General features: G+C 37.5%; 13 protein-coding genes. 9 read left to right on the top strand and 4 right to left on the bottom strand.

Going from position 1 to position 11,933, the window contains the following annotated elements; translation table 11 throughout:
* On the top strand, positions 1 to 328 hold a 328-nt coding region (locus tag QME58_12360; GenBank protein ID MDI6804616.1), incomplete at its 5' end, for a T9SS type A sorting domain-containing protein.
* Positions 329 to 525: 197 nt separating this feature from the next.
* Here the strand turns inward: QME58_12360 and QME58_12365 are convergent.
* Positions 526 to 783 (bottom strand): hypothetical protein, encoded by a 258-nt coding sequence (locus QME58_12365; protein ID MDI6804617.1) that lies wholly within the window; start codon positions 781 to 783, stop codon positions 526 to 528.
* A complete protein-coding gene (locus tag QME58_12370) occupies positions 768 to 1,019 on the bottom strand; it encodes a hypothetical protein (GenBank protein MDI6804618.1) in 252 nt (83 codons plus the stop codon). The genes QME58_12365 and QME58_12370 overlap by 16 nt, the downstream gene beginning before the upstream one ends.
* A 582-nt stretch (positions 1,020 to 1,601) precedes the next feature.
* Between QME58_12370 and QME58_12375 the strand changes: the two genes are divergently transcribed.
* Together QME58_12375 and QME58_12380 are read left to right on the top strand one after the other, a co-directional pair.
* Positions 1,602 to 1,811 (top strand): hypothetical protein, encoded by a 210-nt coding sequence (locus tag QME58_12375; GenBank protein ID MDI6804619.1) that lies wholly within the window; start codon positions 1,602 to 1,604, stop codon positions 1,809 to 1,811.
* Positions 1,812 to 1,813: 2 nt separating this feature from the next.
* Entirely contained in the window at positions 1,814 to 2,080 is a 267-nt protein-coding gene (locus QME58_12380) for a type II toxin-antitoxin system mRNA interferase toxin, RelE/StbE family (GenBank protein MDI6804620.1), read from the top strand.
* A gap of 246 nt (positions 2,081 to 2,326) precedes the next feature.
* On the opposite strand, the gene QME58_12385 is transcribed toward QME58_12380, so the two are convergent.
* Complete coding sequence (locus QME58_12385; protein ID MDI6804621.1) at positions 2,327 to 3,655, bottom strand: glutamine synthetase family protein; 1,329 nt, start codon at positions 3,653 to 3,655, stop codon at positions 2,327 to 2,329.
* 169 nt (positions 3,656 to 3,824) lie between these two features.
* Here QME58_12385 and QME58_12390 point away from each other — a divergent pair, with 169 nt between their 5' ends.
* From QME58_12390 to QME58_12400, 3 genes are all read left to right on the top strand, one after another.
* Positions 3,825 to 5,213, top strand: coding sequence for a pitrilysin family protein (locus QME58_12390; protein ID MDI6804622.1), 1,389 nt, complete (start codon positions 3,825 to 3,827; stop codon positions 5,211 to 5,213).
* A 17-nt stretch (positions 5,214 to 5,230) separates the two neighbouring features.
* Positions 5,231 to 6,529, top strand: a complete 1,299-nt coding sequence (locus QME58_12395) for a pitrilysin family protein (GenBank protein ID MDI6804623.1) — start codon at positions 5,231 to 5,233, stop codon at positions 6,527 to 6,529.
* A gap of 242 nt (positions 6,530 to 6,771) precedes the next feature.
* Positions 6,772 to 6,972: a cold-shock protein gene (locus tag QME58_12400; GenBank protein ID MDI6804624.1), complete on the top strand. Its 201-nt coding sequence runs from the start codon at positions 6,772 to 6,774 to the stop codon at positions 6,970 to 6,972.
* Between the two features lie 34 nt (positions 6,973 to 7,006).
* Here QME58_12400 and QME58_12405 read toward each other — a convergent pair whose 3' ends face one another.
* Positions 7,007 to 8,287 carry an NAD(P)/FAD-dependent oxidoreductase gene (locus QME58_12405; protein ID MDI6804625.1) on the bottom strand — a complete coding sequence of 427 codons (1,281 nt, stop codon included), beginning with the start codon at positions 8,285 to 8,287 and terminating at the stop codon, positions 7,007 to 7,009.
* 38 nt (positions 8,288 to 8,325) lie between these two features.
* On the opposite strand from QME58_12405, the gene QME58_12410 reads away from it, so the two are divergent.
* The 3 genes from QME58_12410 to QME58_12420 all read left to right on the top strand — a co-directional run bounded on the left by QME58_12410 (position 8,326) and on the right by QME58_12420 (position 11,757).
* On the top strand, positions 8,326 to 9,513 hold the full coding sequence (locus QME58_12410) for an anhydro-N-acetylmuramic acid kinase (GenBank protein ID MDI6804626.1): 1,188 nt from the start codon (positions 8,326 to 8,328) through the stop codon (positions 9,511 to 9,513).
* Entirely contained in the window at positions 9,501 to 10,595 is a 1,095-nt protein-coding gene (gene arsB / locus QME58_12415; protein ID MDI6804627.1) for an ACR3 family arsenite efflux transporter, read from the top strand. The genes QME58_12410 and arsB overlap by 13 nt, the downstream gene beginning before the upstream one ends.
* A gap of 361 nt (positions 10,596 to 10,956) precedes the next feature.
* Positions 10,957 to 11,757, top strand: coding sequence for a hypothetical protein (locus QME58_12420; GenBank protein MDI6804628.1), 801 nt, complete (start codon positions 10,957 to 10,959; stop codon positions 11,755 to 11,757).
* Positions 11,758 to 11,933 lie beyond the last annotated feature (176 nt).

The following is an 11,933-nucleotide window of genomic DNA, read 5'->3' on the forward strand; positions in this document are numbered from 1 at the left end:
CGATAATGTTTTAATTGTTGGGAAGCAAAGTAAAAATATTGCAACATTTGATGAAAGCATACCTGAAGATTTTTCACTACATCAAAATTATCCCAACCCATTCAATCCTTCAACTACGATCAAGTACGGTTTACCAGAACAAGCATATGTGACTCTGACAGTCCATAACACGCTTGGTCAACAGGTTGCAACATTGGTAAACGGACAACAGAAGGAAGGATATCATGAGGTAGTCTTCAGCAATCCAAACTTGCCAAGCGGTGTGTACTTCTATAGATTACAAGCAGGAACTTACTCGGATACAAAAAAATTGCTACTCATCAAATAGGTTGTTAACATTATAGTAACTCCTAGTAGCAAGAAGCCGGTCCCGATCCCGTCCCGAATACATTCGGGATCGGGACGGGATCCGGCTTTTTTAATTTACTTAGATGGTACGATAGACCCGCCCGAACGACAGGGGCGGGCTGGCTTCAGTCTGTCGAGAAAACTTAGTATTTCGAGGTTGACTAATAAGTTCTCTCGTTACTCGATTTCTACTAAATCGAACTCGAGAACCTGCTTATCTTGCCGGTTTTCGAGTGTTCGCAAAGCGAACGTATCGAGAAAACAGACTTTTTGGTCAGCCTCTACTTTTGGAAAAGACTTTAAAAGATGTGTTTTTTCTTCTACCTTGTTTATAAATTCGGTTGCAACGCTAATGGACCACTCACTTTTTAAGTAACTGGATATGAATAAAAATTTATTTTCTGCTTTTTTTTGACCAACTATTTCTTTATCCATTCTCGAGCTTGAGAAATTACTGTGTTATTTCCGGTTAAATTAGCGGCGTGTTCCGAATCTTCCCACGCTAATTCCAATTCTTTTTTCTGTTCATCAGTAAAGAGATCCCAAAAGTCGACTCCTTTTTTCTGCAGAAGAAAAGACTTTAACAACTCATACACCTGAGATAAAGCCTTCTCATTTTCGATTTCATCGATCAAAGAATGAAAATTTGATTTTATTTCGTTGATAGACATATAAACCTCTTTTTGTAAATTTACTACATTCGTTAACAATCTCAAAACCGCCCGTATTCGGAACATTTTAGTTTATTTTCGAATAAATTGGATAGTGAGAAAATGTATCGTACCTTCCTACTGGTGCGATAGATTTTAAGTCTGTCGAGAAAGCAAAGAACTTTCGCTATTCTTTATCGTTATGCTATCCTTATTCCATTTGTCATAGCTTCGTAAGGAATCAAGTTTTGCTCATAAAAATCTTTCGGATCGTAGGTAAGGGGAGAGATGCGAAGGTCAATATGTGGTTTATTGGATAGAAGTCGGAATTTATTGTTAATCCTTCGCGTCTTTGCTTTTGTTGCGGTTAAGTTGCTTGTTTTTTATTAACCGCAGAGTCGTCCCCCCTGCCTCTCCCCCGATGGTCATAATCGGCGGACAGGAAGGAGGCGCTCAGTTGGCAAAGTGTTTTTTTTATTTGTAACTCATGCGAAAAAGACCCGCGCTAAACCTTAATGAACCTTCGATTCGAATAGGGGGTTGTTTATTTCTCAAGATTGAATTAAATTAAAATTGATAAAAAATTTATAAGGATAATAAACAATGAATACAACCTTTAACTCAATCGTGGAGAATGTTCTGAAACTTTCTCTTGATGAGAAAGAAGAACTTCAAGCTCTTCTGATGAAATACGTCCTGGAAGCAAGGCGAGAAGAGATTCATCAAAAATATCTTTACTCAAAAAAACAACTCCAACATGGCATCCTAAAGTTTTCGGACAAAATTGAAGATTTACGTAAAGAACTTGAATAATGATGAAAGTATCTTTCGACCCTGCCTTTAAGAGAGCTTTCCGAAAGCGAATTGCTGCTTCTGAAAAACTGAAGCAACATTTTTTTGAACTATTAAACATATTCATGATTGACCCTTTCGATGCAAAGCTCCGAACTCACAAGCTTTCTGGTAAACTTGATGGGCTTTATAGCTTTCGGGTTGACTATGACGTACGAGTTGTTTTTTACTTTGCAGATAAAGATAAAATCGTCTTTTTAGATATCGGTACACACGATGAAGTGTATTAATATCAGATCGATCTACACCTCGTAGCCGAGCCCTAAAAAATTAGGCTTTTTTTGTTAGATAGAAGTCGGAATTTATTGTTAATCCTTTGCGTCTTTGCTTTCGTTGCGGTTAAGTTGCTTGTTCTTTATTAAACGCAGAGTCGGCCCCCCGCCTCTCCCCCGATGGTCATAATCGGCGGACAGGAAGGAGGCGCTCAGTTGGCAAAATGATATAGTAACTTGTTATAAAATAAACCTACACACTCATCAATAAATTTCTAAATACTTATCCAACTCCCACTGTGTAACTTGAAGCCGGAACTCGTCCCATTCTTTCATCTTGGCATCAAGATATTTGTTAAATGTATGATCGCCTAAAGTTTCGCGGGCGATATCATTTTTCTCCATCTCTTTTATCGCTTCAAGCAGCGAGTGGGGCAGAGTTGAAATTCCCAACGAATTCAATTTCTCTTCATCAAAATGATAAACATCTTCTTCAACCGCTTGTGCAGGTACGAGCTTATTTTTAATTCCATCCAAACCGGCTTTTAACATTACTGCAAATGCTAAATAAATATTGCTTGATGGGTCAGGACATCGCAGCTCAATTCGTGTTGACTTGATTTTGCCCGCCGAGTACTGTGGTATGCGAATTAATGCTGAGCGATTAGTGCGTGCCCAACAGATATAAACAGGCGCCTCGTAACCGGGAACAAGTCGTTTGTATGAATTTACAGTCGGCGATAAAACTGCCGAAAGTCCTTTAATGTTTTTCATCAAGCCAGCTATAAAACTATAGGCAATTTTTGAAAGCTTGTACTTATCTTTCTCGTCATAAAAAAGATTTTCTCCGGATTTTAAATCGAACAAACTTTGATGCACGTGCATCCCTGAACCAGCCATTCCCATCATTGGTTTGGGCATAAAGGTAACATACAAATCGTGTTTTTGAGCCACGGCTTTTAAAACGAATCGTAATGTTGAAGCAGCATCGGCAGTTTTGAGAGCCGTGCCGTAACGGAAATCGATTTCGTGTTGTGCGGGTGCGCATTCATGATGCGAAGCTTCAACTTCAATTCCGAATTGCTCAAGCGCTACCACCATATCGCGGCGGATGTTGTATGCCTGATCGGTAGTTAAATCGAAATATCCGGCGCTGTCGTGCGGCAGAGCTTGTAAACCGTTTTCTCTTTTAAATAAAAAGAATTCAAGCTCAGGACCGGTATTAAATTCGTATCCCATTGCTGTAGCTTCGGCAATTACTTTCTTTAAAATATATCGTGGATCGCTTTCGAAGGGAGTTCCATCAGGATTAAAAACATCGCATATAAAACGTGCAGTGTTTCCATCGGGTGAGTTCAGCCAAGGGATTACTGCATAGGTATCGATGTCCGGCTTCAGGAACATATCGCTCTCGTGTATTCGTGCAAATCCTTCGATCGAAGAACCGTCGAACCAAGTCCCGTATTGAAAAGAATCGCCAAGATGTTTAACAGGAATCGTCAAGCTCTTGATTATACCATATAAATCAGTAAACTGTAATTGTATAAATTTTACATTATCTTTTTCTAATTTCTCAAAAATATCTTTATACATCTTAAAAAGTCCTTTCTTTTTGTAGTAAATATATAAATAAGATTGTCTTTTGCAAAATTTATGAAACATAGTTTGCCGGACTGCCGTAAATGTTTGTAAAATTCACAAGTTTTTATTATATACACAACGTATCAAAAACTATCTTAATTCATTATGAAAGGGAATATTTATGAAATTTCTCAAACTTGCAATTATCATTTTGATGTTCATTTTTATTAATCAAATTATGTATTCAAAAGATTTAGGAATCAAGAAGAAGGTTTTAAAAAACGGTTTAGAAATTTTAGTAGCCGAAAACAGTGCAGTGCCGTTAATTACGGTAGAGATTTGTGTGAAGAACGGTGCGTTTGCTGAACCACCAGAGTACAGCGGATTATCTCATCTTTATGAGCACATGTTTTTCAAAGCGAACGAGAAGCTTCCCAATCAGGAAGCATTTTTGGAACGGGGACGCGAGTTAGGTATGGTATGGAACGGAACTACCGGCAACGAGCGGGTTAATTATTTTTTCACTTGTCCGAAAACAAATTTGGAAGAAGCAATTGAATATATGCGCGATGCAACTATGTATCCGCTGTTTGACCAGACGGAGCTTGAAAAAGAGCGACCTGTGGTGATTGGTGAATATGATCGAGCCGAATCTCAACCGCCGTATCATCTTTTTGTGGCGTTGAATAAAAAAACGTGGGGCGAATATTACAACCGGAAAAATGCAATTGGTGAACGTTCAACACTACTTGCCGCAACGCAAGAACAAATGAAAACAATCCAAAAGAAATTCTACATTCCTAACAATTCCTCGTTGTTGATAGCGGGGGATGTGAAAGCCGAAGAAGTATATAAACTTGTTGAAAAATATTTCGGTAAGTGGGAGAAGGGCGAAGACCCGTTTATAAAAAATCCCCCTGTTACTTTCAAACCGATAGAAAAACCAGAAACGATAATATTAGAAAAAGAATTTCCAATTGTAGTTGGAATTGCAAATTTCCACGGACCTGATACAAAGCGTGATATTGCAGGCACACACGCTGCCGATGTTTTTTCATATATCATCAATCAAAAAACTTCAAACTTCCAAAAAGCGTTAGTCGAATCGGGACTGATGGTCGGACTCAACTTTGGATATCAGACAGAGCACAACGTAGGACCGATTATGTTTGTTTTTCAAACGATGCCCGATAAGTTGAAAGACGCTGTCAAAGCACTATCGGCAGAGATTGAAAAATTCGACTCACCCGATTATTACACCGACGATCAGATCGAAACAGCGAAGAACCTACTTGCAGTTGAAGAAATTTACGGACGCGAATCGACTTCGAGTTGGATTCATACAGTCAGCTACTGGTGGGCAAGTGCCGGACTGAATTATTATGAAAATTATATTAAGGATTTGAAAAAAGTTACACGTAAGGATATCAGCGATTTTGTAAGAAAATATATTAAAGGGAAAAACTATGTAATCGGTGTGTTAATATCGGAAGATAATGTGAAAACGCTTGATCTGAAAGGAACCGATCTGTTGCTCGGAACGTCAGAATTCGAGAAAAAGGGAAAGTAAATAGGAAAGGAATAAAAATGAAAACCACAATAATTATACTTTTTATATTAATACTGACAATATCAACTGTTTATTCTCAAAAGGATGTAACTGAAATGAATATAAACGGGGTACAAGTTATTTTTAAACCTGCAGAGAACGATGTAGTTGCAGTCAGGTTGTTTGTCAAAGGTGGCTCTGCAAATCTTACACCTGAAACGGCAGGGATTGAAAATTTTGCACTGCAAGTTGCCACTACGAGCGGAACAAAAAAATTTCCAAAGGACGAATATAGTTCAATACTCGATAAACTTGGATCAACGATTGGCTCGAGCAGCAATAACGATTTTTCTGTGCTTTCCATCAGGTGTGTTAAGGAAAATTTCTCGAAAACATGGGAACTATTTGAAGATATAATTTTAAATCCTGCCTTCGATGAAAACGAGGTAACACTCACGCGTGAAAAATTAATCAGTGCTATTAAAACCGAGGATACAAATCCCGATGCCTTAATAAGGAAAGAGATGGTGAGATGGTATTTCGAGGGACATCCATACGCAAACCGTTGGATTGGAACTACACCGACTGTTGAAAAATTTACAACAGAAGAGTTAATGAATTATTACAAACAGCTAATGGAAAAATCGCGTATGCTTTTGGTTGTAGTGGGAAGATTAGACAAAAAAGATTTTGAGAAAAAAGTAAATGCATTGTTTGCAAAACTTCCGGTTGGCAGTTACAAAGAAACTCCGTTTGCAGCTCCTTCAAAATCACAGCAATCCGATTATACTATTGTCGAAAAGCCATTGCCCACAAACTATGTGATGGGGCAGTACTTGCTTCCAAGTATGAACCAACCCGATTACTATGCCGCATTACTTGCACACTCAATTTTGCGTGATCGGATGTTCGAGGAAGTACGCACCAAACGCAATTTGAGTTACGCACCGGCAGCTGCAATGATTACCGAAAAAACCTCGACTGGTTTTATCTATGTTTCAACAACTGATCCTGATTCAGCAATTAAAGTAATGGTTGGCGAGTTAGCTAAATTAAAGACTGAAACCATATCTGAAAAAGAGATGAAGAATCACAAGATGCGTTTTATTACTATGGATTATATGCGACAGGAAACAAATGCAATGCAAGGAGGTGCACTTGCAGCGGCTCAACTATACACAGGGTCCTGGAAAAACGCAGCTAAACTTGTTGAGTTGATAAACCGCGTAACAGCTGAAGAAATTAAAACAATGGCTAACAAATATATTACGAATTTAAACTTCGTATATGTCGGAAAAAAGAAAAAAGTTGACGAAGAACTTTTAAAGTGGAAGTAAGAAAATCGCTCAACCACTTGACTTTAATAATAAATGGTTTTATCTTGTTTCCAACAATTAACAGTACACCGTTATTTGTGCTTTTTACGAAGTATGCTTTTTTTGTACGAACCACTATAATAGCTGGTTCTTCAGATGAGGCAGCCAAGACGGAATTCCAGATGAGTTGCTGCTGTATTGGGTTTTCGTTTCAAAGCTCTAACTGGCGTACAAGCTATTAATTATTAATTTAAGGAAGTACTATGGAAATTGGTAAAGTCAAGTGGTTTAACAACACAAAAGGTTTTGGCTTTGTAACACGCGAATCCGGAGAAGATGTTTTTGTTCACTACCAATCGATCATCGGCGAGGGATACAAAGCTTTGAAGCAGGGCGACAGCGTCCAATTCGAAGTCGAACAAACTGAAAAAGGTTTGCAGGCTACACACGTTCAAAAAGTTTAATACCGTGTTACAATTTAATAAATCCCGGTCTGCTTCAGGTGGACTGGGATTTACAATTTATAGCCGCACTCTCGCCTGCCGTAAATCCTGTCGAGTAAGCCGCTTGCAAATTATAACCTCCAATTCTTCCGGCAATATCTAATACTTCACCGCTTAGAAATAAACCCCTAACTAATCGTGATTGCATAGTTTTCGGGTCGACCTCTTTCAGCGAAATGCCTCCGGCTGTTATCTCTCCCTTAGTTATGTCTATCGAAGCAACCGTGCCGATGTTCATTTCTTTTAAAAGTTTCACCAATTGTTTGCGTTCTTCTTTTATTAATTTTTTACATTCTTTTTCCGGATCAATATGTATTGAGTTGAGAAAATGATTAACAATGCGATTTGGCAAAAACAATCCTGCAATTTTTCCGATCTGTTTGTTCGGGTGCACGCTGATTAGTTGTTGAATCTCGGAGTCTACCATTGACGCATCTTTGTCGGGCAGCGTATCGAGTATTAACTCAACTTTATTATTCGTCAGATCCATTGGGGCATACTTGCTTAACTCTAACACGACAGGACCAGAAATACCCTCGTGAGTAAAAAGGAAATCGCCCTGTTCGCTATGTGTTTTACGATTGTTAACAAGGCAGATTAATTCAGCATCTCGAATCGCGACACCGCCCCATCCATACGGAAATTTGTTGGACAGTTTTATAGGAGCAAGTGCCGGTCGCAGCGGAACGATTGTGTGTCCGGTTTTTTCTACGAACCGGAATCCGTCGCCTGTTGTTCCGGTTTGCGGATACGACATCCCGCCGGTGGCAAGAATAACATTGGATGAATAAATTATTTCGTTATTTAATTTCACTCCGGTTACAGCCTCATTTTCAAAAATAATTTCCTGAACACAACAGTCTGTTCGTATTTCAACGCCTGATTTTCGCAGATACCATTCTAAAGCAGCAACGACATCGGAGGCGTCGTTGCTTTTTGGAAATACTTTCCCATCGTCCCGCGTATAAGTTTCAACTCCGCGGTCTTCCAGGAGTTTTACAATACTTCGGTTGTTGAATTTATAAACCGAAGGTTTCAAAAATAACACTTCATTTTTCTGAAAACTTTTTAACAAGTCTTCGATGCTGCCATCGTGAGTAATGTTGCATTTACCCCCGCCCGAAATTAAAATTTTGATTCCAAGTTTTTTATTTTTTTCAAGTAATATCGTAGGTGCACCAAGCGAAGCAGCCCTCCAAGCGGCAATCATACCTGAAGCGCCACCCCCAATTATTACAACAGGGTTTTCTTTATCTCTCTTTTTGAATTCGTTCATGTGTTTAATATATTAAAGAAATTTTTATTCAAAAAGAAATGAAATCATTAATACGGCTTTCAAAAAAGAAATCTAAATTGGTTATCGGCTTGATGTCGGGAACATCTGCCGACGGGATAGATGCTGTTTTAGTTGAAATTAAAAATAAAGGAGTTAAAACAAAACTTCGTCAAATTGCTTTTGAAGCCTATCCATATTCCAAATCATTAAAAAAATTTATACTTAAAAATTCGGATGTTAAAACAGCCCGACTTGATGATATTACTCGTTTAAACATACTACTCGGTGAATATTTTGCCGATGCTGCCGTGAAAATTATTCAAAAGGCACAATCTACATTTGGTAAGCAACATATTGATTTGATTGGAACACACGGACAGACAATTTCGCACTTGCCCGGAAAAATTAATATGTTCGGTAAATCCATCAGAGCGACTCTCCAAATTGGTGACCCGACTGTAATTGCAAAAAGAACAGGAATTGTAACCGTGGGTGATTTCAGAGTAGCCGATGTTGCAGTTGGAGGCAGCGGTGCCCCGCTTGTTCCGTATTTCGATTATATTATGTTCCGATCAGATAAGCATAACCGGGGACTCCTGAATATCGGTGGAATTGCTAACATCACAGTCATACCTAAAAATGCATCCTTGAATGCTGTCTTTGCATTCGATACAGGACCTGGCAATATGATTATCGATAATCTTATGAAAAGGTTGTTCAATAAGCCGTTCGATAAATCGGGACAAATTGCATGCAGAGGAAAGTTGAACATTGATTTATTAAGTTGGATGATGAAAAGTAAATATTTATCACAGCAGCCACCCAAGTCAACAGGCAGAGAAATGTTTGGAGATAAGTTTGTTGAAAATATTTTAAAAAAGACTAAAACTATTTCCGGACAAGATATTATTACAACCATAACCGAGTTTACCGCCATTACAATTTATGATGCATATTTGAAGTTTATAAAAAACAAAGTAAAGCTTGATGAAATAATTGTAAGCGGAGGAGGAGTTCATAATTTATATCTGATGAACTCTTTAAAGATGTATTTCCATCCCATAATCGTGAAGCCGATTGAAGATGTAGGATATTCATCGGATGCAAAAGAGGCAATCTGTTTTGCGGTTCTGGCAAACGAAACCATCTCAGGAATTCCGGCAAATATTATTAAATCAACAGGTGCTTTGAAAACAACTATATTAGGAAAAATATGTCTTCCCTAACACAGAAAACAGATGTAGTATCCCAAAGACTTTCCTTTTTAGATAGATACCTAACACTCTGGATTTTCCTCGCAATGTTCGTCGGTGTTTTAACCGGTTATCTTTTTCCATACATCGTAAACTTTTGGAACTCATTTCAGAGCGGAACCACAAACATTCCGATAGCAATCGGATTAATTTTGATGATGTATCCGCCCCTCGCAAAAGTTAAGTATGAAGAACTTGGCGATGTATTCAAGAATGTAAAAGTTCTTTCTTTATCACTGGTTCAGAATTGGATTATCGGACCGATTTTAATGTTTGTTCTTGCAATAATATTTCTTCCAGACTACCCGCATTATATGGCTGGTTTAATACTGATTGGTTTAGCGCGCTGCATTGCTATGGTAATAGTGTGGAATGAACTCGCAAAAGGGGATACTGAATATGCTGCCGGTTTGGTTGCGTTCAACTCTATTTTTCAAGTACTCTTCTTTTCAGTTTATGCTTATGTATTTTTAACTGTTTTACCATCTTGGTTAGGGCTGCAAACATTTGCAGTAGATATTACAATCGGGCAGATTGCCGAAAGTGTTTTCATTTATCTCGGCATTCCTTTTATTGCCGGAATGCTCACTCGTTTTTTTCTGATTAAATTCAAAAGTAAAGAATGGTACGAAAAGAAATTCATTCCTAAAATCAGTCCGATTACTCTGATTGCATTATTGTTCACGATACTTGTGATGTTTTCCTTGAAAGGTGAATACATTGTAAAAATTCCGCTCGACGTAATCCGTATAGCAATTCCTCTTCTGTTATACTTTGTAATAATGTTTCTTGTGTCGTTCTATATGGGAAAAAAGATCGGTGCGGATTATTCTAAAACAGCTACACTTTCGTTTACAGCGGCAAGCAACAATTTTGAATTAGCTATTGCTGTGGCGATAGCAGTTTTTGGAATCAATTCGGGGGAAGCTTTTGCGGCGGTGATAGGTCCGCTTGTCGAGGTTCCGGTTTTGATAAGTTTGGTAAATGTTGCGTTACGGTTTCGTTTAAAATACTTCGAAGACAAACCAAATTCAACAAAAATGAAAAAATGTTAAAAATTCCACTCAATGTTATTCGCATCGCAATTCACCTTGTAATTTTTTCTGCACTTTGTGTTACGATGCTGAATTTATAGGTTGGTTATTCCAAACCATTCGTAAAATATTTCCTATAAGTTAATTTACTTTGACATAAATCACATCGTTTTTTTTTTCGTTAGTAGTTTTTGACGTTTAAAATTTGATTTTTCGCAATAATATTTTTATATATCTACTAAGATAACGCGAAGGCAAAAAAAATAATTTATGAACCGAATCTTTAGAGGAGGTTCAACAATACCAAAAATAATTTGGAGAAAGATATGAAGTTTTGTGGAAATGTTTATGTTGTGATTTTTTTTAAAAAAAGGGAAATATAATGAACGATAAAATAAGAATTCATATTTTACTATACAGTTTAATTTTTAATATAGGGTGTACAGTTAATAATCTAACCGTCGACCCACCACCTAATAAAAAGATAGCGGATGCAGTACGGAAATATTTATGGGGTTGCCCTGAGTTTTTTATTCCACCAAGAGAGGGGACGAATGGAACACAAAAAAACACAGTTGGCACAGTTGCTTGGACACCGAGCTCGCGAGTTGGAAAATTTTCAAGCATTGAAAATAAATATAATTATATACAAAAAATCCAACAGGCATCTGTCGATAACCAAACAAATTATTCACAATATCTTGAGAGTGAAGGGACAGGATTTCCCGGGTATTTCTGGAGAGAAAATGGTGAAGATAAGCAATTCCCCCATCCAACATATCAGGCAGGTTTTGTTTGTTACATATTGGTTTATAACGGAATTGTTGGTGCAGGAATAAATTATCCTATTGACGCACCATTGGGCGTTGGGGATTTATTAGATAGGTTAAAACTAACTAACGCCACGTCTGTTGCGGTGGGGGATGTCGTCCTATATGACTTTGACAGGAATAATTTTTTTGATCATGCTGGTATTATTACAGATATAAGTTCTGGAACAGGTGGTAATGGTAAAGATTTTAAAGTAATAAGCTCAATTGGAATAGTAGAGCATTTTCTTTGGGGAGCAGCAGAGAAAAGAGTACGTGTATTTGGGGATAAACAAAGTGGGGGCGATTTTAATAATTGGCACCCAGACTTGAATAATTATATTTATGAGTTTTTCAAAGTAAAGACTGATTAATAATTAAAATAATTTGGAGATTAAAATGAAAAATATTTTGGTAATTTTATTAATAACTTTCTTCCTGAATATTGGGTATTTGAATTCACAAAATAATTACAAAGTAGAAATATTAATTGAAAAGGCTCATCGTGGAAGTGAGTGGGTAAAAATGATAGATAGAAACAGCGTAACAT

The organism is Bacteroidota bacterium (assembly GCA_030017895.1).
Lineage (GTDB): Bacteria > Bacteroidota > Ignavibacteria > UBA10030 > BY39 > JASEGV01.